Here is a 24,378-nt window from a genome sequence, read left to right on the forward strand (position 1 = left end):
CGGACGATAGATGACGGTAACAAGCATGTTAGACAAAGTTTTGAGAATTGCCACACGTCAGAGCCCGCTCGCGCTCTGGCAAGCGCACTATGTAAAAGAACGCCTGGAGGCCTGCCATCCTGGGCTGACGGTGACGCTTGTCCCGATGGTCACGCGCGGTGATGTGATCCTTGATACGCCGCTGGCGAAAGTGGGCGGCAAGGGGCTTTTTGTCAAAGAACTGGAGCTGGCACTGCTTGAAAATCGCGCGGATATCGCCGTGCATTCGATGAAAGATGTGCCAGTGGAATTCCCTGAAGGGCTGGGGCTGGTGACCATCTGCGAGCGCGACGACCCACGTGACGCCTTCGTCTCGAACCATTACGCCAGCATGGATGACCTCCCGGCAGGCAGCGTCGTCGGCACTTCCAGTCTGCGTCGCCAGTGTCAGTTGGCCAAACGCCGCCCGGACCTGGTGATTCGTTCGCTGCGCGGCAACGTCGGCACGCGGCTGAGCAAACTCGACAACGGCGACTACGATGCGATCATCCTCGCCGTTGCCGGCCTTAAACGTCTGGAACTGGATGCCCGCATCCGCCAGCCGATGTCGCCGGAAGAGTCGCTCCCGGCCGTTGGCCAGGGCGCCGTCGGCATTGAGTGCCGCCTCGACGATGAACAAACGCGTGCGCTGCTGGCGCCGTTGAATCATGACGACACCGCTGTCCGCGTGCGCGCCGAACGGGCGATGAACACGCGGCTGGAAGGCGGCTGTCAGGTGCCTATCGGCAGCTATGCGGAACTCATTGATGGAGAACTCTGGCTGCGCGCGCTGGTTGGCGCGCCGGACGGCAGTCAAATGGTTTGCGGCGAGCGTCGCGGCCAGCCGGAAGAGGCCGAGAAAATGGGCATTGCGCTGGCCGAAGAGCTGCTCGATAACGGCGCGCGAGAAATTCTTGCCGCGGTCTACGACGGAGACGCCTCAGTATGACCATTCTGGTTACCCGCCCCGCCCCGCAAAGTGAAGCGCTCGTGAGCCGTTTGCGCGCGCTGGGGCGAGTAGCCTGGAGTTTCCCGCTGATTGAATTCACCCCCGGTCGCGAACTTAATACGCTCGATCAGGCGCTTGGCGCGCTGGACGATGGGGATTTAGCGTTCGCGTTGTCGCAGCATGCAGTGAGCTTTGCCCAATCGCAGTTGCAGCAGCAGCGCCTTTGCTGGCCGACGGCTCCCCGCTATTTTGCCATTGGTCGCACTACGGCGCTGGCTCTGCATCAGGTCAGCGGAGCCGACGTACGCTACCCTTTAGATCGGGAAATCAGCGAAGTATTGCTACAATTACCTGAATTACAAAATATTGCGGGAAAGAAGGCGCTTATTCTGCGCGGCAACGGTGGCCGTGAGCTGCTCGCTGAAACGCTTACCGCCCGTGGCGCCGACGTGACGCTGTGTGAATGCTATCAGCGCAGCGCCATCCACTACGATGGCGCGGAAGAAGCCATGCGCTGGCAGTCGCGAGGCGTCTCGACGATTGTGGTCACCAGCGGCGAAATGCTGCAACAGCTTTGGACGCTGATTCCCCTCTGGTACCGGGAGAGCTGGTTGCTCAAGTGTCGGTTACTGGTGGTGAGTGAGCGCATTGCAAAACTGGCCCGGGAGATGGGCTGGCAGGAAATTCAGGTTGCCGATAGCGCAGACAACGATGCGCTGCTGCGCGCATTACAATAACTCTCAAAATTGGAAGCCATAATGACGGAACAAAAAGAAAACTCCGCCGTGGTTGAAGAATCCGGGGACGTCGTGAACACCACGCCGCAACCCGAGGTCCGTAAGCCAGAAAATGCTGAGAAGAAAAATACCGGCGGGAAAACCAGTCTGGTGCTAAGCGCCGTTGCTATCGCCATCGCGCTGGCGGCGGGCATCGGTCTGTACGGCTGGGGTAAACAGCAGGCCGTCAACCAATCCACCACCAGCGATACTCTCGCCAATCAGCTCATCGCGCTGCAAAAAGCGCAGGATGCGCAGAAAGAGGCGCTGGAAACCACCATTAAACAACAGGCCGAACAGCTTGATGCGGCGAAAGCCCAGCAGAGCGAAATGGCCAAACAGTTGGATGAAGTGCAGCAAAAAGTGGCTGCTATCTCCGGCACCGATTCAAAAACCTGGCTGCTGGCCCAGTCCGATTTCCTGGTGAAGCTGGCCGGGCGCAAGCTGTGGAGCGATCAGGACGTAACCACCGCTGCCGCACTGCTGAAAAGCGCGGATGCCAGTCTCGCGGACATGAACGACCCCAGTCTGATTACCGCGCGCCGGGCGATTACCGAAGATATCGCCAGCCTTTCCGCCGTGTCGCAGGTTGATTTCGACGGCATCATTCTGAAGGTGAACCAGCTTGCTAATCAGGTGGATAACCTGCGTCTGGCGGACAACAATACTGACGATTCGCCGATGGACAGCGACGATGGCGAACTGTCGGCTTCGCTCAGCGAGTGGCGCGTCAATTTGCAAAAAAGCTGGCAGAACTTTATGGACAGCTTTATTACTATTCGCCGCCGCGACGAGACCGCCGTTCCGCTGCTGGCGCCGAACCAGGATATCTACCTGCGCGAGAACATCCGCGCTCAACTGCTTGCCGCCTCGCAGGCAGTGCCACGTCATCAGCAGGAAACCTACAAGCAGGCGCTGGATAACGTCTCGACCTGGGTACGTGCCTACTATGATACCGATGACGCCGCCACGAAAACGTTCCTGAACGACATCGATCAACTCAGCCAGCAGAGTATCGCCATGGACGTTCCGGAAACCCTGCAAAGCCAGCCGATTCTGGAAAAACTGATGCAGACCCGCGTGCGTAACCTGATGGCGCAGCCCGCTGCCGCTCAGCCTACGGCAGAGCAACCGGCCGCCGCAGAGCCTGCGCCAGCCCCGGCGCAAGGAGAGTAATCGATGCTTAAAGTCTTATTACTCTTTGCACTGCTGATTGCCGGCGTGGTGGTCGGCCCGATGATTGCTGGTCACCAGGGGTACGTGCTGATTCAGACCGACAATTACAACATTGAAACCAGCGTCACCGGGTTGGTCATCATCATGATTCTGATCATGGTGGTCCTGTTCGCGCTGGAATGGATTCTGCGCCGCATTTTCCGTACCAGCGCCCATACCCGCGGCTGGTTTGTGGGTCGTAAACGCCGTCGCGCGCGCAAACAGACCGAACAGGCGCTGTTGAAACTGGCGGAAGGCGACTATCAGCAGGTTGAAAAGCTGATGTCGAAAAATGCCGATCACGCGGAACAGCCGGTAGTCAACTACCTGCTGGCGGCTGAAGCCGCGCAGCAGCGCGGTGACGAAGCGCGCGCCAATCAACACCTACAGCGTGCAGCGGAAAATGCCGGTAACGATTTGATCCCGGTTGAGATCACTCGCGTCCGTCTACAGCTGGCGCGTCATGAAACCCACGCGGCGCGCCACGGTATTGATAAGCTGCTGGAAATCGCCCCGCGCCATCCGGAAGTACTGCGTCTGGCCGAGCAGGCTTATATTCAGACCGGGGCCTGGAGTTCGCTGCTCGATATCATCCCATCAATGGCGAAAGCCAACGTCGGTGATGACGCCCATCGCGCGGCGCTGGAGCAGCAGGCGTGGATTGGTCTGATGGACCAGGTGCGCGCCGACCAGGGCAGCGAAGGGCTGCGTGACTGGTGGAAGAATCAAAGCCGTAAAACGCGTCATCAGGTGGCCCTGCAGGTTGCCATGGCGGATCACCTCATTGAGTGTGACGATCATGACACCGCACAGCAGATCATCATCGACGGCCTGAAGCGTCAGTATGACGATCGTCTGGTGATGTTGATTCCACGTCTGCACACCAATAATCCGGAGCAGATGGAAAAACTGCTGCGCCAGCAGATCAAAACCGTGGGTGACCGCCCGCTGTTGTGGAGCACGCTGGGCCAGTCGCTGATGAAGCACGGCGAGTGGCAAGAAGCGAGCCTGGCGTTTCGCGCCGCGCTTAAGCAGCGTCCGGATGCTTTCGACTATGCCTGGTTGGCTGACACGCTTGACCGCCTGAAACAGCCGGAAGAAGCCGCTGCCATGCGCCGGGACGGGCTGATGCTGACGCTGCAGAACAACCCGCCAGCGTAATCTACGCGCTAGCAAAAAGGGGCCAAATGGCCCCTTTTCTTTTTTACCCATAAAAAAACGCCTGCTCTTTGTGGGAGCAGGCGTTAAACAGGTTTAATTCGACAACTAATGGGTGCTTCACTCAACGTTATGTCCATGGTGTCTGATGAGGCAAAAGCGACATCTGTCAGTGGACGATAAGCACCGTCAATGGCTCTGCGTCATTCCTGAGTTTATGAGGCACAAGGCGAACATAAGAGATGGAATGAGCATCTACGCGGCGCATTATGTCATAAAATTTTGAGAAATGACATGTCTGGTTAAAGACAATATCGTCTTTTTTAACTCATCAAAAAACATGCCATCGCAGTCATTTCACTTTGCCGTTTTATTTAACCATAATAATAAGCCACGGCAATATATAAATAATAAAACCAGATACCAATATCGGCCTCATTCATGCGGCAAATTATTTAGAAATTAGTAACAATTGATTATTAATCCATTATCGCACCTGCGCTGTCATTATATTTACAGCAGAAGAAATTAAGGTATACGATTCTTCACAGGCAACGCCAGCCGTTGCTGTAATCTTTTATCCATAATTATTAGATAGTTGTTTTAACCTTCTTATCCAAGGCTGTTGTATCTATCAATAATATATTACCTGGAGATTATATAATGGATTTATCTTTCCCACGTAAGCTGCTGGCTGTAGCTATCATTACGGCGCTTCCTGCGTTTGCTAATGCGGTAGATACACCTGCGGTAGCGACAGCTAAGCAAGGTTACTCCGGTTACGACCACCCTAATCAATATCTGGTAAAAAAAGCGACATCTATTGCCGATAATATGATGCCGGTAATGATGCACCCCGAACAGAATAAAGAGGCTCAGCAAAAGCTGGCCGACATCGAGAAAAAAACCGGAAAAAAACCTAACGTTATCATCTTCATTCTCGATGACGTAGGTTGGATGGATGTTGGCTTTAACGGCGGCGGTGTCGCGGTTGGCAACCCAACTCCGGATATCGATGCCGTTGCCAGTCAGGGGTTAATTTTGACTTCTGCTTACTCGCAACCCAGCTCCTCTCCCACGCGCGCCACCATCATGACCGGTCAATACTCGGTACACCACGGGATTCTGATGCCCCCGATGTATGGCATGCCCGGCGGGCTGGAAGGGTTAACCACCCTGCCGCAATTGCTGCACGATCAGGGTTATGTCACTCAGGCGATCGGTAAATGGCACATGGGCGAAAATGAAGGCTCGCAGCCCCAGAACGTCGGCTTTGATGATTTCCGCGGGTTTAATTCGGTCTCTGATATGTATACCGAGTGGCGTGACGTCAACGTGAACCCAGAGGTTGCGCTAAGCCCCTCTCGCTCCGAATACATTAAAAATCTGCCGTTCAGTAAAGATGACGTTCACGCGGTACGAGGCGGTAAACAGGAAGCGATTGCTGACATTACGCCAAAGTATATGGAGGATCTCGATCAGCGCTGGATGCAGTACGGCGTAGACTTCCTCAACAAGATGGCGAAAAGCGATAAGCCTTTTTTCCTGTACTACGGCACGCGCGGCTGCCACTTCGACAACTACCCTAACGCCAAATATGCGGGAAGTTCACCGGCGCGCACATCCTTTAGCGACTGCATGGTTGAAATGAATGATGTGTTCGCCAACCTGTATAAAACACTGGAGAAAAATGGCCAGTTGGATAATACGCTGATCGTCTTCACCTCCGATAACGGTCCGGAAGCGGAAGTCCCACCGCATGGCCGCACGCCGTTCCGGGGTGCAAAAGGCTCTACCTGGGAAGGCGGCGTCCGCGTCCCCACCTTCGTTTACTGGAAGGGGATGATCCAGCCGCGTAAGTCCGACGGTATCGTCGATCTGGCGGATCTGTTCCCAACGGCGCTGGCGTTGGCCGGTAAACCGGGAGCGGAAGTCTCTAAACTGGTACCCAAAACCACCTTCATTGACGGGGTCGATCAGTCCTCATTCTTCCTTGGCAGCAACGGGCAGTCTAACCGCAAGGCGGAACACTACTTCCTCAACGGCCAGCTCTCTGCCGTGCGTATCGATGAGTTTAAATATCATCTGCTGATTCAACAACCGTATGCCTTTACCCAAACCGGCTATCAGGGCGGCTTCACCGGCGCGGTGATGCAGACGGCAGGAAGCATGATGTTTAATCTGTATACCGACCCACAGGAAAGCGAATCTGTTGGCATCCGTCACATCCCTATGGGCGTGCCGCTACAGACCGAAGTACATGACTACATGGCTATCCTGAAAAAATATCCGCCAAAAGTCCAAATCAAGCTCTGACAGCCGCACCGATCCAGCTCGCCGGAAACATCTCCGGCGAGCTGGCTATTTGTGCGATGGGAATACCCGCTGCGCCTTCATGATGTCGCTGACCGGGCGACCGCTGGCAAGCAGATCGCGCATCGCTTTCAGATACGGAGGCAAATGACGGAAGTAGTGGCGGAAACCTTCACACAGGTAGTTTTGCTCACCACCCTCCGTTGGGATAAAGCGATGCTTAGGGCAGCCGCCCCAGCACGCCCTCAGCACTTCACACTGCTTACAGGCCACCGGCAGGCGGGCAAATTTATCGCGCCCAAACTGTTCCTGCTCAGGGGTATCAACCATCTGCGCAAAGCTGTGTTGATGGAGATTGCCGAGCTGGAATTCCGGGTAGACATAGTGATCACAGGCATAAACATCACCGCTGTGCTCAACAACGATCGAGCGCCCGCAGGTGGGCTGATGATGACACACCGCACCGGGCGCGCCGACAAAGTTGGCAAAAGCCCACTCAATGTTCATCACAAACACTTTACCGACGTCGCGCTGGATCCAGCGGTCAAAAATCGCGGTAAGAAACTCACCGTAGGCTTTCGGGCGAACGGACCAGGCCGTGACCCTCTCTGCTGAATGCTCACTCCCTGGCCCCTGCAGCGAAAGCCCCACATTGGCTTCCCGCGGGCCAGCCAGACGCTCGACGACCGGGATAAACTGGATGAATTCCACGCCGGATTCACACAGAAAATCATAAACTTTAAGCGGTTGCTGTGCGCTTTGTCGGTTCACGCAGGCCAGAATATTGTAATCAACGCCGTGTTTTTGCAGTAGCGCCAGCGCGCGCATCACCAGCTTGTGCGTGGGCTTGCCGCCTTTTGTCAGACGATAGGCGTTGTGAATCTCCGCCGGACCATCCAGAGACAGGCCGATTAAAAAACGCTGTTCGCGGAAAAAGAGGCACCACTCGTCATTCAGCAACACGCCGTTGGTCTGAAAACTGTTGCTGATGCGTCGACCCGCGCCGTATTTAGCCTGTAACGCCACCGCGCGACGATAAAAGTCCAGCCCCAGCAGCGTCGGCTCGCCACCCTGCCAGGTAAAGGCCACTTCAGCCTGCGCTTCAACGGCGGCAATATAGTTTTTGATGTAGGCCTCCAGCGTCTGGTCACTCATGCGTGAGCATACGTCGGGGTAAAGCGCTTGCTTCTCAAGATAAAAACAGTAGGTACAGTTGAGGTTGCAGTCAGAGCCGCTGGGCTTGGCCATCGCGTGAAACGCGCGGATTGGGATCTGTTGGGGCATCGTCTCACCATCCTTATGCACGGGAATGCTTCATCATAGTGAAGCATCCCTCAGCGAAAGGGGCGTTTTTTGCGCATGGCGAGAAATTCAGAAATGTGCTCGGAGCGGAGAAAACAAAAAACCCCGCCGAAGCGGGGTTCAAAATTGGTCGGCGAGAGAGGATTCGAACCTCCGACCCACTGGTCCCAAACCAGTTGCGCTACCAAGCTGCGCTACTCGCCGAAATACTGCTTTTTGAATTTTTAGTTCAATTCGTTAAAGTCGTGGTGCGAGGGGGGGGACTCGAACCCCCACATCCTAAGGACACTAACACCTGAAGCTAGCGCGTCTACCAATTCCGCCACCTTCGCAAATTCACAACTCTATCAAATAATGGGGTGGCTAATGGGATTCGAACCCACGACAACTGGAATCACAATCCAGGGCTCTACCAACTGAGCTATAGCCACCACTGCAAATCTTTTACGCGGTCTTAAAAAAACCACCGCAGCTCCAGCACCGGGTAAATGGTGCGCCCGACAGGATTCGAACCTGAGACCTCTGCCTCCGGAGGGCAGCGCTCTATCCAGCTGAGCTACGGGCGCTTAGCGCCGTTGCGGGGTCGGATAATACGGACTTCCTACCCCGCTGTCTAGTGCCTTTTTAAAGAAAATTATCGTTTGCTCATGGTTTGTGCGTTTTGCTGCTTATTTCTGCACTTTTTGCACTTCAACGCTCTTGCCCATGCCAAAAACCTTATAAACCACGGTCACGATGGCCAAAAACAGCGCGCCCACAAACAGCGACATACGGGTATCGTCATTGAAGCCCATACCGATCAGCACACAAATCAGGAACGCCATGGTCAAATAGTTGGCCCACGGGAACATAATTGAGCGGAACGGATGGCTGGCAATAGCCGCTTTATGTGCGCGACGGAAACGCAGCTGGCTAATCAGAATAACAAACCACGGCACCATCCCCGGCAGCACGCTGGCGCTGTAGACGTAGACGAACACACGCTGCGGGTTTGGAATGATGTAGTTCAGGCAGGAGCCAATCAGCAGAATAACAATCGACACGCTCACCCCAACCGCCGGTACGCCGCTTTTGCTCACTTTACCCATCGCCGCAGGCAGCTGACGGTTTTTCGCCAGCGCGTAAAGCATGCGCCCGCAGCTGTACATTCCGCTGTTACAGCCAGACAGCGCCGCTGTCAGTACCACGAAGTTGATAATGCCCGCCGCCGCGGTGATACCGATTTTGGCGAAGGTCAGTACAAACGGGCTGCCGTTGGTGCCAATTTCATTCCACGGGAAGATGGTGACGATAACGAAAATCGCGCCCACATAGAAAATCAGGATGCGCCACAGCACTTTGCCTACCGCGCTGCGCAGAGTCACCTGCGGGTTCCTGGCTTCACCGGCCGTCATGCCGATAAGCTCTACGCCCTGATAGGAAGCCACAACGATGCACAATGCCGTCAGGAAGCCCTTCCAGCCGCCCGCGAAGAAGCCGCCGTGTTCAGTGAGGTTGCTAAAACCGATGGAGGTGCCGCCGTTGCCAAAGCCAAAGAAAATCACGCCAAGACCAATGACGATCATCACGATAATGGTGGTGACCTTAATCATTGCGAACCAGAATTCAATTTCCCCGTACAAGCGCACCGCCGCCAGGTTCGCCAGCGCCACCAGCCCTACGGCAATCAGCGCCGGGATCCACTGCGCCATCTCCGGGAACCAGAACTGCACGTACACCCCTATCGCCGTAATCTCCGAAATCCCGACCGCCATCCACATAAACCAGTATGACCAGGCGGTGAGGTAGCCGAAGAACGGGCTCATATAACGGTGCGCGTAAACGGCGAACGAGCCAGTGACCGGTTCGATAAACAGCATTTCGCCCATCGAACGCATAATGAAGAAAACAAAAACCCCGGCCAGAATGTAGGCCAGCAGCACCGACGGGCCGGCCCACTTCAGGGTGCTTGCCGCGCCCATGAACAGGCCGACGCCAATGGTGCCGCCAAGGGCAATCAACTCAATATGACGGGCTTCCAGGCCGCGCTGGAGCTCCGGTTTATTCTCTGCCATAGATCCTCTTGTGTTTGCATATATACCCGGTCAATGCCGGTTTTATTTTTATAGAAAAAAGATGTCTTTCGGATGTGGACATATCCGTAGAAATACGGATACATCGTCAGGGCATGCGAATGGTTTAACAATTTCACACAAATGGCAAATATAAATGAGGGATAACGTATCGAGATTGTGAATGAATCACGCAGGAAATGCGTGATTCATTGCGAATAATGCGCGGAATATTCAGAGGTTATTGGTGTAATGCCAGCGTAAATAGCGCAGCAGGCGCAGCTGGCGCGTGATGCGGCTCGGCTGGGAAAACAGGCGATAAAGCCACTCCAGCCCCAGCGTTTGCCACACCTTAGGCGCGCGTTTGACGTGGCCGGTAAAGACGTCGTAAGTGCCGCCCACCCCCATGTAGAGGGCGTCAGGGTAAACCTGACGGCAGTCGCGCATCAGGATTTCCTGCTTAGGCGAGCCCATCGCTACGGTCACGATTTTCGCCCCGCTGTCGCGGATACGTGCAAACAACGCGGGACGCTGCTCGGCGGTGAAATAACCATCCTGGGTACCCACCAGATTGACGTTCCACTGCTGACGCAGTTTTTGCGCCGTTTCGGCCATCACCTCCGGCTTACCGCCGACCAGAAACACCGGTGTCCCTTCCGCGCCCGCGCGCGCCATCAGCGCCTCCCACAGGTCGGCCCCCGCCACACGAGACACATCAGCATTTGGGTATTTCTTACGTACGGATCGCACTACCGAGATACCGTCGGCATATTTAAATTCGGCGTCGTTAATCAACGCCCGCACTTCGGCGTTATCTTCCAGCGTCAGCATCTTCTCGGCGTTGATCGCCACCAGAGTCCCTTGCTTCAGATTGCCACCCGCATACAGATAGTCCAGCGCGTGCTGCATATTGCGCCAGCCGATGAGGTTGATCCCGCGTAGGGTATAAGTCGGCGCGGTCCGTAAGTCAGCCATTTTATCCTTCTCCAACCTGCGCAGGGCGTTTTAACCGCTGATGAATCAGCCCCGCGCTCTCAAACAACCAGTACAGCAATTTCGCCACCAGCAAACAGAAACCAAAGATGACCATAAAGAAGACGACGCGAGAACCGAACGAATCCAACCCCTCACGCGCCAGCACGATCATGTTGAAAATTGCGCCAAAACAGAAACTGTGCAGGATGGCCGCCTTATAGCGATTCGTCTCCTGGTTGCCCAGACTATACAGCCAGTCGAACCACTTAATAATCAGCCCTACCGCGACCGCGCCCAGCGGCACAAACCACATGCCGCCCATCACCACCAGCGAGCCAATCAGCGTCGGTGAGATAGCCAGTCCGGAGTGGTTGTTAAGCACTTCCCAGGTAAAGTAGTTGGCGGTATTCAGCACAATGCTTGGACGCGATGGCCACAGCCAACTGGGGATAAAGACGTAAAAGTCGCGCACCATTGGCGCCAGGCCCTGGAAGTCGATCTTATCGTAGTTTTGCAGCAGCAGCGCCAGGTTCTCCCACGGCGAGAAAGTGTCGCGCGTCAGGTAAAGGAAGGTATAAAACGCTTCGTCACCACTGACGTTCATACCGTAGCGTTTCAACGCCAGCCAGAACATGCCAACAATGCCCAGCACGCCCGCCGCCGCCAGCATCCACAGCGAGATCCAGCCGCGAATAATACCGATAAACAGGAAGATAGCGAAAGCGATGATAATGTTTGCTCGCGTGCCTCCGACGATGGCATAGGTCAGCAGGCCGAAGGCCACGGTAGCAATCAGGAAGCCAATCCACGCTTTAAAGCTCGGCTTGAGAAAATAGACAACCAGCATCGCCGGAATAAAGAAGTAAAAGAAGCGCTTAAGCGCGACCCCGGAGACCTCATTGGAAAAAATCTGGCTATAGGAGTGCAGCTTAAAGAGCAGAAAACCGTTGTGCAGGAAGAACGTGCCGACCGTCAACAGCGCAAGCCCCATCAGCAATACCCAGGTAATATGCGTCTCAACCCGGTTCATGGTAAACAGCGGGCGGCGCGTGACCGTCGCATTGGCAGGGCGCAGCCGGGTTTTGTAAGTGACGTAGTACACCGCGTAAAAACAGACCGAAATCAGTAGCGTTTGCAGCAATACATCAGGCGGAGAAACGCCGACGCCGAAGCGAAACACCAGGGTACAGGTCAGCGGGAAGCCGAAGAAAAAAGTCAGCAGGAACAACAACGAAAAGAAGACGTTGAAGTTAAAACGCACGCGGCGAAACTCGAACCACGTCAGGGTGCCGATAAACAGCGTCGACAGCAGCCAGACGACGAACAGCCCGGTAAACTGCATTTCGCTCATACCGCTTCCCCCGCCGCCAGTTGCAACGCCCGATGCCATGGCGCCAGATAGTTAGGTTTGAAAAAGGCGATGGCGTTTTTGTCCACCAGCGCCAGCTGACGCTGGGCTTCTCGCACCACCGGCTCGGTGAGCGCGTCATCAGTAAACAACACCGGAATGTTTTGCTCGGCCATATCCAGCCAGAACGGATTCTGACGGTTCAACACGCAGGGGATCCCCGCCTGAATGAGCAAGCACAGCGTGCCAATACCCTGCTGGCGCGCAAAAATAAAATAGCCCAGGTCGCAGCGGCGCAACAGGGCAAGATAGGCGTCAAATTCCAGCTTTTCGCGCAGAATCTGCACATTTTCTTTGCTGAACAACGCCTGCGCGGCGTGGTCTACTTCAGCAATATAAGCCTCGTTGTTGGCCGGGTAGCCCATCGGTACGATCACGTTCACCGTGTCGCCAAACTGCTGGTGCACCGCCTTCAGCGCGGCAATGTGTTCGTTACTACGATCGCCAGAGTTGCCCACCAGAATGGTCAACTTGCCTTCTCGCGGCGTGGAATCCGCCAGCGAATTCAGCGCCGGATCCATCCGCGTCGGGAAATAGAGCACCTCACCGGGCACCTGCGGGTGCATATTGCCGAAATAGCTCAGATCGCCGCAGGTGGCGAACACGCGCCCTACGCGGCCCTGTGCTATCCGGCGCAGCGGATAGAACAGGCGGAACTTCAAGCCACGCGAGACTTCATACAGATCGGCTCCCCAGATATGCCAGCTCACCTGCGACGGCTTCAGGCCGCCGCTCAGTAACGCCAACCAGATGCCGGTATTAAACTGGCCGTGGAAGAAGAATCGCTGCTGGCGATTGGCCTTCGCCTTCGCCACCACGGCTTTCGCCAGCGCCGATTTATCGACGTAGCGTTCAATCATCAGCGAAGGGAACGCGGCCTCCAGGCCGTCGTCTTTGCTGACCACCATAAACTGACGGGCGTGTGCAGGCTCTTCGGCCAGCTCCTCGGCAAAAAACCGCAGCACTGTCTGGTTATGATGAGGGATATCCGATCCCAGGATATGTATCAGTTCGGTCATTGCCGTTTACGCCAAATTAAAAATACGCCGCTACACAGCGCGAAATAAACAATATAGGTCGCCATATAGGCCTGCGCCGCCCCCAGCGCACCGTGCGCCGGAATCAGCCAGTGTGAGAACGCCGTGAGCAGCGTGAACTGACTCAGTTCCGCCAGAATATAAAAGCGCAGCGAAGCCTTAGCGATGACTAAATAACCAAAAACGTAAGCGCCTACTTTCAATACATCGCCCACCAGCTGCCACGCGAACAGGTCGCGCATGGCGACAAACTTCGAGGAGAACAGCAGCCAGATAGCAAAATCGCGCAGCAACCAGACGGTCAGACTCGCCGCCGCCACGGCGGGTAATACAAACTTCAGCGAGCGGCCAATTTCGCGGGAAATATCCTGCTTCGCGACCAGGCGCGATAACGTTGGTAGCAAATAGACGCTAAACGAAGCGGTAATAAACTGTAGATAAGCGTCGGAGATACTGCTGACGCCCTGCCAAATCCCGACTTCATCCCAGCTGTAGTGCGCCGCCATCAGGTTTCGCATCATCACGTAGGCCACCGGCATCGTGACCGAGGTAATCAGCGCCATCAGGGTAAATTTACCCAACTGACCGGCCAGCGCATTGTCCCACTGCGGCTTGAGATAACCCCACGGAATCTGGCCGCGCCGGGTTAACATCACCGCCGCGGGAATGACAATCAGCGCAGGCACCAGCGCCAACCCCAGTAGCGCCCCCTCGTAACCGCCTAGCCGATAGCAGGCGTAATAGGCCACAACGCCAATCAGGCTCCCGGCGATCAACGACAGCGCATTACCCGCCGCATCGCGGAACCCTTTCATCAGCGCCAGCAGCAGGTTCGCCCAGGCGATGCCCATCTGTACCAGCGCGACCAGCCGTACCAGCCCCTGATAGTGGCTATGGCCAAACAGGCCCTGACTTATCGGTGCCGCCGCCAGCAGGAAAATCGCCGCCAGTAGCGTCGAAAAACCCAACACCATCGCCGAGGAGGTGCCGACGACCTGCCGCAAGCGTGCCGGGTCGTCATGATGCTGGGCAACAAATTTCGTCACCCCGTTGAAAATACCGGCCCCGGCGAGTACGCCGAGCACGGTCACCAGTTGGCGGAAGTTACCCGCCTGGCCGACGCCCGAGGGGCCAAACGACACCGCCAGCAGCTTCACCACCAGCAGGCCAACGCCAATTTTTACCAGCGTGGACGCGGCGGTCCACACCGAAGCTTTTGCCAGCGACATATCAGGCGAAGTAGCTCAGCAGCGTATTGATCACCGTGCGCTGATTGACCGGCGACAGATTGTAGAACAGCGGTAAACGAAGTAGGCGCTCACTTTCTTTGGTGGTAAAGCGATCTTCACCGTGGAACTCGCCAAACTTCTCGCCCGCCGGACAGGAGTGCAGCGGAATATAGTGGAACACCGCCAGAATCTCGGCCTCTTTCAGCCAGTTAATCAGCGCGCTGCGGTCTTCAACGTCGCGCAGCTTGATGTAAAACATGTGCGCATTATGGTCGCAGTCTTGCGGAATCACCGGCAGGTCAATACGTCCGCTGTCAGCCAGCGGCAGCAGCGCATCATAGTAGCTCTGCCATAGCGCGAGACGTTGCTTGTTGATACGGTCGGCGGCTTCGAGCTGCGCCCACAGATAGGCGGCCTGCAGATCGGACATCAGGTAGCTCGAACCAATATCGCGCCAGGTGTACTTATCCACCAGCCCACGGAAGAACTGGCTACGGTTGGTGCCTTTTTCGCGGATGATTTCCGCCCGCTCGACCAGCGCACGATCGTTAATCAGCGTTGCGCCGCCTTCACCACCTGCGGTGTAGTTTTTGGTTTCGTGGAAGCTGAAGCAACCGATATGGCCGATGGAGCCCAGCGCGCGGCCTTTGTAGGTCGACATCACGCCCTGCGCGGCGTCTTCTACCACGAACAGGTTGTACTTCTTCGCCAGCGCCATGATGGTGTCCATCTCGCAGGCCACGCCCGCGTAGTGCACTGGCACGATGGCGCGGGTTTTGTCGGTGATTGCCGCTTCAATCCGCGTCTCATCGATGTTCATGGTCTCTTTATGCACGTCGACAAACACAATTTTGGCGCCGCGCAGCACGAAGGCGTTGGCGGTGGAGACAAAGGTATAGCTCGGCATGATCACTTCGTCGCCCGGCTGGATATCCAGCAGGATGGCCGCCATCTCCAGCGATGCGGTACAGGACGGCGTTAACAGCACTTTGGCGCTACCAAAACGTTGCTCCATCCACTGCTGGCAGCGGCGGGTAAAGCCGCCGTCGCCGCACAACTTGCCGCTGCCCATCGCGGATTGCATGTAATCGAGTTCGGTACCCACGACTGGTGGGGCGTTAAATGGGATCATGATGTCACCTGTATAGCCAGTACGCGGTGCTGACGACATTAGCGCCGCTGTGAATATAGCGTTGAAGTGCTGCGGTGTTGCCGGCTTGCGTCGCCACACGCAGCGTCGATAGGCCGCGAGTATACGCCCAGCGTACCGCAGCCTGCATCAATTCTGCGCCCGCGCCGCGTCCGGCCAGCAGGCCAATACGCGCATCGGAGGCACTCAATTCTCGTAGAGAAACAAATGCGCGGATCGCGCCGTTGTTGTCGCGAAAAACCAGGCACTGGTTATCAAACGTGCCTTTGACCGCGTTTTCTATCCACTGAGCATAGAAGCGGCCGCTGGCGTCGGGAGCGTACCACGGCGCACGAAAGCGGCTTAAGGCAAACGCCTGCGCCGCCAGTGCCCGTAATTCCGGGATATCGGACTCACAAGCCACCTGCGCCTGCGGGCAGGCTACCGGCGTGACGGGCAGCGCCAGATCGACCTCGCCTTCCACGAGCTGAAAGCCCAGCGCCTGCAGCGCATCCAGTTGCGCGACCTGGTGTGCGGCGATCTTCGCCTGCACCCGCGACCAGCCCGCCAGCCGTTCGGCGGTCAGCAGCGGCGCATCGTCGGCAAAACGGACGATCGCGCTATTCACGCCGAAAAACTGATTTTCCCACGTCAGGGGCTCAATATTGGCGCGGACGGGCACGAAGCAGCTCCAGCAGATATTGACCGTAGCCGGTTTTCGCCAGCCCGGCGGCGGCGCGCTTCACACCTTCATCGTCAAGCCAGCCGTTGCGCCAGGCGATCTCTTCCAGACAGGCAATTTTAAAGCCCTGACGTTTTTCGACCGTCTGCACAAACATGCTCGCTTCAATCAGGCTGTCGTGGGTGCCGGTATCCAACCAGGCAAAACCGCGCCCCAGCAGCTCGACGGTCAGCTTGCCATCATCAAGATACATCTGGTTGATGGACGTGATTTCCAGCTCGCCGCGTTCGGAGGGCTTCACCCGCTTCGCGTATTCCACAACATTGCTGTCGTAGAAATACAGCCCGGTGACCGCCCAGTTCGATTTAGGTTGTTTCGGTTTTTCTTCCAGCGACAGCGCCTGGAACTGGTCATCAAATTCCACCACGCCAAAACGTTCCGGATCCATCACCTGATAACCAAAGACTGTCGCCCCTTCACTACGCGCTGCCACGTGACGCAGTTTCGGGCTGAAGCCCTGGCCAAAGAAGATATTGTCACCCAGTACCAGGCACGACGGTTCGCCGTTGAGGAAGGTTTCGCCAATAATAAACGCCTGCGCCAGCCCATCCGGGCTTGGCTGTTCAGCGTACTGTAGTGAAATACCGAACTCACTGCCGTCGCCCAACAGTCGCTGGAAGTAACCTTTGTCTTCCGGGGTAGTGATAATCAAAATGTCACGGATCCCCGCCAGCATCAGCACCGACAGCGGATAGTAGATCATTGGCTTATCGTAAATCGGCAACAGCTGCTTCGACACGCCGCGGGTAATCGGATGCAGGCGCGTACCCGAGCCGCCAGCCAGAATAATGCCTTTCATTGCTTTTCCTCCTCCGGGCGTTTTAGCCTTTCAGACCCAGGCGTTCACCCTGATAGCTGCCGTCCTGTACCTGCTTCCACCAGCTTTCGTTGGCGAGGTACCACTGCACCGTTTTACGCATACCGCTTTCAAACGTCTCTTCCGGCGTCCAGCCCAGCTCGCGGGCAATTTTCGCGGCATCAATCGCGTAGCGTAAATCATGGCCCGGACGATCGGTGACAAAAGTAATCAGGTCATGATAACGCGCAATACCCTGCGGCTTTTGCGGCACCAGTTCTTCAAGCAGCGCGCAAATCGTCTCGACGACCTCGATATTTTTACGCTCGTTATGACCGCCAATATTGTAGGTTTCGCCAATGCCGCCGGTGGTGGCGACGAGATAGAGCGCGCGGGCGTGGTCATCGACAAACAGCCAGTCGCGAATCTGCTGACCGTTGCCGTACACCGGCAGCGGTTTACCCGCCAGGGCGTTGAGAATAGTCAGCGGGATCAGTTTTTCCGGGAAGTGGTACGGACCGTAGTTGTTTGAACAGTTAGTGATAAGCGTCGGCAGGCCATAGGTACGCAGCCAGGCGCGTACCAGATGGTCGCTGCTGGCTTTCGACGCGGAATACGGGCTGCTTGGCGCATACGGCGTGGTTTCGGTAAAGAAATCGTCCGTCGAATGCAGATCGCCGTACACTTCATCGGTAGAAATATGGTGGAAGCGGAACGCCGCTTTACCCGCATCATCCAGCGTGGACCACCAGGCGCGAGCGGCTTCCAGCAGCGTGTAGGTACCGACAATGTTGGTTTCGATAAATGCCGCCGGTCCATCGATAGAACGGTCAACGTGGCTTTCCGCGGCCAGGTGCATCACCACGTCCGGGCAATACTGGGCAAACACGCGGTCCAGCGCCGGGCGATCGCAGATATCCACTTGCTCGAAAGCAAAGCGATCATCATCCGCAACCGGCGCTAAAGACGCCAGGTTACCGGCGTAGGTCAGCTTATCAACGACCACCACGCTGTCCGCGGTGTGGTTAATGATGTGACGTACGACGGCGGAGCCAATAAAGCCCGCGCCGCCAGTCACCAGAATACGTTTCAACGCCAGACCCCTTTGGTATCGACAATAAACTGCTGGGCAATTACGTCGCCGCTGATGGCTTTAAACTGAGCATGGTCGACCAGCATCACCAACACATCGGCATCGGCTAACGCCGTCTCTACCGACACCAGCGAGCACAAGCCGTCGAGTTTTTTCGGCAGTTGATGAATATTCGGCTCTACCACCAGCGTTTCGCCACTGTGCCACTGGGCGATCAGTTCAGCAATTTCCATCGCCGGACTTTCGCGCAGGTCATCGATGTTCGGTTTAAATGCCAGGCCAAAGCAGGCAATTTTCAATTCGCTGGCGCGTTTGTCGCTGGCGGCCAGGCAGTCGGCGACATTCGCCTTCACCTTGTCGATCACCCAGAACGGTTTATGGTCGTTCACTTCACGCGCGGTACGGATCAGACGTGCCTGCTGCGGATTTTGCGCCACGATGAACCACGGGTCGACGGCAATACAGTGCCCGCCCACCCCAGGACCCGGCTGGAGAATGTTGACGCGAGGATGACGATTCGCCAGGCGAATCAGTTCCCAGACGTTAATCCCCTGATCGGCGCAGATCAGCGACAGTTCGTTAGCAAACGCGATGTTAACGTCGCGGAAGCTGTTTTCCGTCAGCTTACACATCTCGGCGGTGCGGGCGTTGGTCACCACGCATTCGCCTTCGAGGAAAATGTTGTACAGCTCGCTGGCGCGAGCGGAGCACACCGGCGTCATGCCGCCAATGACGCGGTCGTTTTTAATCAGTTCGACCATCACCTGCCCCGGCAACACGCGTTCCGGGCAGTAGGCAATGTTAATATCCGCCTGCTCGCCAACCTGCTGCGGGAAGGTCAGATCCGGGCGCATCTCAGCCAACCAGCCGGCCATTTGCTCGGTCGCGCCAACCGGCGAGGTGGACTCGAGGATCACCAGCGCCCCTTTCTTTAGCACCGGCGCAATAGAACGCGCTGCCGCTTCGACATAAATCATATCCGGCTCGTGATCGCCTTTAAACGGCGTCGGCACGGCAATCAGGTAAGCGTCGGCCGCTTCTGGCGTGGTGGTGGCGCGCAGATAGCCATCCGCCACCGCGGTTTTCACCACCCTGTCGAGATCGGGTTCGACAATATGAATTTCACCGCGGTTGATGGTATCCACCGCGTGTTGATTGATATCGACGCCCACAACCTGCTTTTGCCGGGAGGCAAACGCCGCCGCCGTAGGAAGGCCGATATAGCCCAGACCGATCACCGAGAGGGTTGAGAAACTCATAACGTTACCTGATTATTTTTTAATGCTGCCAAAATACGTTCGCATGCCCGGCCATCCCCGTAAGGGTTATGGGCCCGGCTCATCCTTTGATATTCTTCGTCATCGCGCAGCAGGCGCGTAACTTCATCCACAATGCGTTGGCTATCCGTTCCCACCAGGCGGACCGTGCCGGCATCGATGGCTTCCGGACGCTCAGTGGTTTCACGCATCACCAGTACGGGTTTGCCCAGCGACGGCGCCTCTTCCTGAATGCCGCCCGAATCGGTGAGAATCAGCCATGCATGATTCATCAACCAGACAAACGGCAAGTAGTCCTGCGGTTCAATCAATATGACGCTATCGATGTGCCCCAGAATCCGATTGACCGGTTCGCTGACATTCGGATTGAGGTGCACCGGATACACAATCTGCACATCCGGGTTATCCGCGGCAATTTTGGCCAGCGCATGACAAATATGTTCAAAGCCCTGACCAAAACTCTCGCGACGGTGCCCCGTGACCAGAATCGTCTTTTTGCCATTGCTGAGGAACGGATAACGCTGCGCCATATCGCTACGCAGCGCGGTATCGCTCAGTACCCGATCGCGTACCCAGAACAACGCGTCAATCACCGTGTTGCCGGTGACGAAAATGCGCTTATCCGGCAGATTCTCCCGCAGCAGATTCTGCCGCGAGTTTTCGGTCGGCGCGAAATGATACATCGCCAGGTGCCCGGTGAGCGTGCGATTCGCTTCTTCCGGCCACGGCGAATAGAGATCGCCCGTGCGCAGCCCCGCTTCCACATGACCAACGGGAATGCGCTGATAAAATGCCGCCAGGCTTGCCGCGGCAGTCGTTGTCGTGTCGCCATGCACCAGCACAACGTCTGGTTTAAACGACTCCAGAACAGGCTTCAACCCCTGCAGAATGCGGCAGGTTATTTCGGTTAAACCCTGTCCTGGACTCATGATGTTGAGGTCATAGTCCGGAACAATGGAGAAGAGGTTTAGCACCTGATCAAGCATTTCCCTATGCTGTGCGGTGACGCATACTTTTGCCTCAAAATGAGGATCCTTTGCTAGCGCATGAACCAGAGGCGCCATTTTGATCGCCTCCGGACGTGTGCCAAATACAGTCAGAACTTTCACATCGATTCTCTTCTATAGATGAACCAGGCCCATCGCCCTTCACCATTGATGGGTATTTACTGCGTGCGACGACGCGCCAGTGCCACCCCCGCACCCACCAATGCGCCGACAATGCCCCACATCACCATCAGGAATACGCGGCGCGGGCTGGTGCGTTTTACCGGCTCCTCTGGTGTGCGCAAATACCGATAAGTCTGAAAACTCTTTGCCAGCGTCGGCCCCACGTTGAGGGTCGTCAGCATAGCGCGCGCCTGATCGTAATCCAGATCGAAGGTCGGCCCAACGGCCTGCAGGTTTTCCAGTCGTGCCTGCAGCATCGGACGTCCCAGTAAAGAAAGCTCGGAATCCGGGAGCTCATCGGCCGGTACATCCGTGACGCTACGGGTAATATTGTTCTGCTGCGCAATTTTCAGCGCGGCTTCAATGCTGTGCAGACGGCGATTGAAAATCGCCTGAGCCACCTCTTCCTGACGCTTCACCTGCGCTTTCACCTGAATGGTTCGCGCGGCCCACGCGCCTTTCAGCTCGTCATTCAGATGCCCCGCGGCACGTTCGCTGGCAAACGCCACGTACTGGCGCAGCAGGTTATTGGCGTCCTGCGCGGTCTCTGCGCTCAGCGTGACGCTGTCGCTCACGTTTTTTTGCGCATCGCCAGGAATGAACTGAATGTCGTTAATCAGGTCATCAAGCTGGGCGGCATCGGCGCGGGAATTGCCCACCATCCGCTGCTTGTAGTAGTCCGTCTGCGACCAGAAATCACGACGGGTATCCCAGGAGGCGAGCTGCATAACGAACTCTTTGTAAACTTCATCCATCACCGACGGCGGCGTCGTGGTGGTTGGGTTAACCTTCACATCCAGATTGCGCAGGAATTGCTGCTGCGAGTAATAGCCGCCTAGCATGTTGACCGTTGGCCGGTCGGTGATCGCCGTGGTGCTCCATTCCTGTCGGGCAAAAAAGGTATAAATCAGCACCACAGCGGCAAATAGCACCGCAAGGCCGATAATCCAGTGTTTCCCCGACCACAACGCGCGAAACAGGCCACGAATATCCAGTTCATTCTCCGCACTTGATAACTGTGCTTCCGGTAATGGTTGTGTCATTACTACCCCAGTTTTACTTGGTTAATTTTGGATTTTTTTCACTGTTCCGACGCATTCTGCGCTTCATGCGTTTAATAAAACGCGCCACTTTCCATGCCCGCTTGATGCAGTAACCGTAGAGGCCAAAAGCCATCAGGAACAAAATCAGCATGACCCATTCAGGCACAACGCGAGTGTATTCGGCAGCCACACCAATGCCCGCCAGCAACGCGGCGGCAACCGTAATCAACACCAGCGCCTGACGAGAGGTGAAGCCCGCACGCATGATCAGATGGTGAATATGCTGACGGTCAGCCGAGAACGGGCTCATGCCCTTACGCAGACGGCGATACATAATCGCCACCATGTCCATAAGCGGAATGGCGACAATCCACAGCGCGGTGACCGGACTAATCGGGTGATGCGTACCCTGGGTGGTTTCCAGCAGGATCCAGATAACGGTGAAGCCAATCAGCGTACTGCCGGCATCCCCCATAAAGACTTTATAGCGACGCCCCAGCACGCCCAGGTTGAGCATAATGTATGGCAGGATGGCGGCAATCATGGCAAAGCACCACATGGCGAGGCTGGTCTGCCCGTCAAACCACAGAATCAGACCAATGGCGCCGAAGCTGACGCTCGACAGGCCGCCAAGCAGGCCATCGATACCGTCCACCATGTTGAAAGCATTGATGATGGCCCAGACGGCAAACAAGGTCAGGAAGAAGCCAAACGGACCGAGCACCAGCTCCCACGAGCCAAAGATATAGCCGAGGCTGCGCAGGTACAGCCCTCCGACGCTCATCATCACAATACCAATCAGCGCCTGAATGATTGCGCGAATTTTAACGCTGATGTCATAACGGTCATCGAGTGCGCCGACCAGCACGAGTACGCCAGCACAGGCCAGATAAAGGGAAGCATGCGGGATGTAGTAATTGGCGATCGCAAAAGTGAGGCAAATACCGGCGTATACAGAGATGCCGCCCACAAGCGGGATAACCCCCTGGTGACGTTTACGAAAATTAGGTCTGTCCACCAACCCGATCTTTTTAGCCACCCGGCGGGCGAAAAAAAGAAATACGGTGGTGAACAAAAAAATACTGATCAGGTCAGTACCGACGGCCAGTAAACTCACAATTTATACTCGCTGCGAATATTAGTAGCGAAAGTATACCCACGATAACTACTCATCAGAAGAGGAAGCCTGATGAATATTGGGGAAACTCGCCTGATTTATAACCAATTTTACAAACTAGCTATTATTGTAGCCGTAAACCGCAATTGTCCGCGAAAAAAAAGCGGAACCCCATCGGCGAAACTCCTAAAAACAAAAACGCCACACAATTGTGTGGCGTTTTTCAGCGAAAAACCGTGTTTTACGAACGTTTCATCATGTCGAAGAAATCGTCGTTGGTCTTGGTCATGGCCAGTTTGTTAATGAGGAATTCCATCGCGTCGATTTCACCCATCGGATGGATGATTTTGCGCAGGATCCACATTTTCTGCAGCTCTTCAGGCGTGGTGAGCAGCTCTTCTTTACGGGTACCGGAACGGTTGTAGTCGATAGCCGGGAAGACGCGTTTTTCCGCAATCTTACGAGAGAGATGCAGTTCCATGTTGCCGGTACCTTTAAACTCTTCGTAGATAACTTCATCCATTTTAGAGCCGGTATCGATAAGCGCAGTGGCGATGATGGTCAGGCTGCCGCCCTCTTCCACGTTACGCGCCGCGCCGAAGAAACGCTTCGGACGATGCAGGGCGTTGGCGTCCACACCACCGGTCAGGACTTTACCGGAAGCCGGAACCACGGTGTTGTAGGCACGCGCCAGACGGGTGATGGAGTCGAGCAGGATGATCACGTCTTTCTTGTGTTCTACCAGACGTTTCGCCTTCTCGATAACCATTTCGGCTACCTGAACGTGACGAGATGCCGGTTCGTCAAAGGTAGAAGCAACCACTTCACCTTTCACCAGACGCTGCATCTCGGTCACTTCTTCCGGACGTTCGTCAATCAGCAGCACCATCAGCACGCAGTCCGGGTGATTGTAGGCAATGCTCTGCGCGATGTTCTGCAGCAGCATGGTTTTACCGGCTTTCGGCGGCGCCACAATCAGACCACGCTGGCCGCGACCGATCGGCGATGCCAGATCCAGTACGCGAGCCGTTAAGTCTTCGGTAGAACCGTTACCACGTTCCATACGCAGACGGGAGTTTGCGTGCAGCGGTGTTAAGTTCTCGAACAGGATCTTGTTGCGCGAGTTTTCCGGCTTGTCGTAGTTAACTTCGTTAACTTTCAACAGCGCAAAGTAACGCTCACCCTCTTTCGGAGGACGAATCTTACCAGAGATGGTGTCACCAGTGCGGAGGTTGAAACGGCGGATTTGGCTGGGGGAAACGTAGATATCATCAGGGCCGGCGAGGTAGGAGCTGTCTGCGGAGCGGAGGAAACCAAATCCATCCTGCAGTATCTCCAGCACACCGTCGCCAAAGATATCTTCGCCACTCTTCGCGTGCTGCTTCAGGATGGCGAAAATGATGTCCTGCTTGCGCATACGTGCCTGGTTTTCCAGACCCATATTTTCGCCGAGAGTGATCAGCTCAGAAACCGGCGTGTTCTTTAATTCGGTAAGATTCATAATGGTGTGGGTTCTTAAACTCGGGGTAAATCTCGAACTTAATTTGTGAATGGTATGGCAGGGTCATCCGTGCCTGTTTA

The 24,378-nt window shown here is 55.8% G+C and carries 20 protein-coding genes and 4 tRNA genes; 5 read left to right on the top strand and 19 right to left on the bottom strand.

Annotated features, from left to right (window positions below; genetic code table 11):
- Positions 1-25: 25 nt before the first annotated feature.
- From hemC to GY169_RS22555, 5 genes are all read left to right on the top strand, one after another.
- Positions 26-967, top strand: a complete 942-nt coding sequence (hemC, locus tag GY169_RS22535; RefSeq protein ID WP_163448168.1) for a hydroxymethylbilane synthase — start codon at positions 26-28, stop codon at positions 965-967.
- The gene (hemD, locus tag GY169_RS22540) at positions 964-1,704 is read left to right on the top strand and encodes a uroporphyrinogen-III synthase (protein WP_163448167.1); all 741 of its coding nucleotides are present in this window, start codon (positions 964-966) and stop codon (positions 1,702-1,704) included. Before hemC ends, hemD begins: the two co-directional genes overlap by 4 nt.
- Positions 1,705-1,725: 21 nt before the next feature.
- Positions 1,726-2,919 (top strand): uroporphyrinogen-III C-methyltransferase, encoded by a 1,194-nt coding sequence (gene hemX, locus GY169_RS22545; RefSeq protein WP_167577160.1) that lies wholly within the window; start codon positions 1,726-1,728, stop codon positions 2,917-2,919.
- A gap of 3 nt (positions 2,920-2,922) precedes the next feature.
- Positions 2,923-4,119 (top strand): protoheme IX biogenesis protein HemY, encoded by a 1,197-nt coding sequence (gene hemY, locus GY169_RS22550; protein ID WP_163448165.1) that lies wholly within the window; start codon positions 2,923-2,925, stop codon positions 4,117-4,119.
- 660 nt (positions 4,120-4,779) lie between these two features.
- Entirely contained in the window at positions 4,780-6,432 is a 1,653-nt protein-coding gene (locus tag GY169_RS22555) for an arylsulfatase (protein WP_167577161.1), read from the top strand.
- A 45-nt stretch (positions 6,433-6,477) separates the two neighbouring features.
- On the opposite strand, the gene GY169_RS22560 is transcribed toward GY169_RS22555, so the two are convergent.
- The 19 genes from GY169_RS22560 to rho all read right to left on the bottom strand — a co-directional run bounded on the left by GY169_RS22560 (position 6,478) and on the right by rho (position 24,298).
- Positions 6,478-7,713 (bottom strand): anaerobic sulfatase maturase, encoded by a 1,236-nt coding sequence (locus GY169_RS22560; RefSeq protein WP_167577162.1) that lies wholly within the window; start codon positions 7,711-7,713, stop codon positions 6,478-6,480.
- Positions 7,714-7,858: 145 nt separating this feature from the next.
- A tRNA-Pro gene (locus tag GY169_RS22565) sits at positions 7,859-7,935 on the bottom strand.
- A 42-nt stretch (positions 7,936-7,977) separates the two neighbouring features.
- Positions 7,978-8,063: transfer RNA gene (locus tag GY169_RS22570), tRNA-Leu, on the bottom strand.
- A gap of 23 nt (positions 8,064-8,086) precedes the next feature.
- Positions 8,087-8,162, bottom strand: a tRNA-His gene (locus GY169_RS22575).
- A 58-nt stretch (positions 8,163-8,220) separates the two neighbouring features.
- Positions 8,221-8,297, bottom strand: a tRNA-Arg gene (locus GY169_RS22580).
- Positions 8,298-8,399: 102 nt separating this feature from the next.
- Positions 8,400-9,785, bottom strand: a complete 1,386-nt coding sequence (gene thrP / locus GY169_RS22585; protein ID WP_167577163.1) for a bifunctional threonine/serine APC transporter ThrP — start codon at positions 9,783-9,785, stop codon at positions 8,400-8,402.
- 231 nt (positions 9,786-10,016) lie between these two features.
- Positions 10,017-10,757: a lipopolysaccharide N-acetylmannosaminouronosyltransferase gene (gene wecG / locus GY169_RS22590; RefSeq protein ID WP_167577164.1), complete on the bottom strand. Its 741-nt coding sequence runs from the start codon at positions 10,755-10,757 to the stop codon at positions 10,017-10,019.
- Position 10,758: 1 nt separating this feature from the next.
- The gene (gene wzyE / locus GY169_RS22595) at positions 10,759-12,108 is read right to left on the bottom strand and encodes an ECA oligosaccharide polymerase (protein WP_167577165.1); all 1,350 of its coding nucleotides are present in this window, start codon (positions 12,106-12,108) and stop codon (positions 10,759-10,761) included.
- A complete protein-coding gene (locus tag GY169_RS22600; RefSeq protein WP_167577166.1) occupies positions 12,105-13,184 on the bottom strand; it encodes a TDP-N-acetylfucosamine:lipid II N-acetylfucosaminyltransferase in 1,080 nt (359 codons plus the stop codon). Before GY169_RS22600 ends, wzyE begins: the two co-directional genes overlap by 4 nt.
- The gene (gene wzxE, locus GY169_RS22605) at positions 13,181-14,431 is read right to left on the bottom strand and encodes a lipid III flippase WzxE (RefSeq protein WP_167577167.1); all 1,251 of its coding nucleotides are present in this window, start codon (positions 14,429-14,431) and stop codon (positions 13,181-13,183) included. Before wzxE ends, GY169_RS22600 begins: the two co-directional genes overlap by 4 nt.
- Before the next feature lies 1 nt (position 14,432).
- On the bottom strand, positions 14,433-15,563 hold the full coding sequence (gene rffA / locus GY169_RS22610) for a dTDP-4-amino-4,6-dideoxygalactose transaminase (RefSeq protein WP_163448157.1): 1,131 nt from the start codon (positions 15,561-15,563) through the stop codon (positions 14,433-14,435).
- A 4-nt stretch (positions 15,564-15,567) separates the two neighbouring features.
- Complete coding sequence (gene rffC / locus GY169_RS22615; protein WP_167577168.1) at positions 15,568-16,242, bottom strand: dTDP-4-amino-4,6-dideoxy-D-galactose acyltransferase; 675 nt, start codon at positions 16,240-16,242, stop codon at positions 15,568-15,570.
- On the bottom strand, positions 16,220-17,101 hold the full coding sequence (gene rfbA / locus GY169_RS22620) for a glucose-1-phosphate thymidylyltransferase RfbA (protein ID WP_167577169.1): 882 nt from the start codon (positions 17,099-17,101) through the stop codon (positions 16,220-16,222). Before rfbA ends, rffC begins: the two co-directional genes overlap by 23 nt.
- A gap of 22 nt (positions 17,102-17,123) precedes the next feature.
- Complete coding sequence (gene rffG / locus GY169_RS22625; protein ID WP_167577170.1) at positions 17,124-18,191, bottom strand: dTDP-glucose 4,6-dehydratase; 1,068 nt, start codon at positions 18,189-18,191, stop codon at positions 17,124-17,126.
- The gene (gene wecC / locus GY169_RS22630) at positions 18,188-19,450 is read right to left on the bottom strand and encodes a UDP-N-acetyl-D-mannosamine dehydrogenase (protein WP_163448153.1); all 1,263 of its coding nucleotides are present in this window, start codon (positions 19,448-19,450) and stop codon (positions 18,188-18,190) included. Before wecC ends, rffG begins: the two co-directional genes overlap by 4 nt.
- Positions 19,447-20,577 (bottom strand): non-hydrolyzing UDP-N-acetylglucosamine 2-epimerase, encoded by a 1,131-nt coding sequence (gene wecB / locus GY169_RS22635; protein ID WP_167577171.1) that lies wholly within the window; start codon positions 20,575-20,577, stop codon positions 19,447-19,449. Before wecB ends, wecC begins: the two co-directional genes overlap by 4 nt.
- A 56-nt stretch (positions 20,578-20,633) precedes the next feature.
- Positions 20,634-21,680: an ECA polysaccharide chain length modulation protein gene (gene wzzE, locus GY169_RS22640; RefSeq protein WP_163448151.1), complete on the bottom strand. Its 1,047-nt coding sequence runs from the start codon at positions 21,678-21,680 to the stop codon at positions 20,634-20,636.
- A gap of 13 nt (positions 21,681-21,693) precedes the next feature.
- Positions 21,694-22,797, bottom strand: coding sequence for a UDP-N-acetylglucosamine--undecaprenyl-phosphate N-acetylglucosaminephosphotransferase (gene wecA / locus GY169_RS22645; protein WP_163448150.1), 1,104 nt, complete (start codon positions 22,795-22,797; stop codon positions 21,694-21,696).
- Positions 22,798-23,038: 241 nt separating this feature from the next.
- On the bottom strand, positions 23,039-24,298 hold the full coding sequence (gene rho / locus GY169_RS22650) for a transcription termination factor Rho (protein ID WP_035895778.1): 1,260 nt from the start codon (positions 24,296-24,298) through the stop codon (positions 23,039-23,041).
- Between the last annotated feature and the right edge of the window lie 80 nt (positions 24,299-24,378).

It is taken from the genome of Kluyvera genomosp. 3 (assembly GCF_011765685.1).
Lineage (GTDB): Bacteria > Pseudomonadota > Gammaproteobacteria > Enterobacterales > Enterobacteriaceae > Kluyvera > Kluyvera georgiana_A.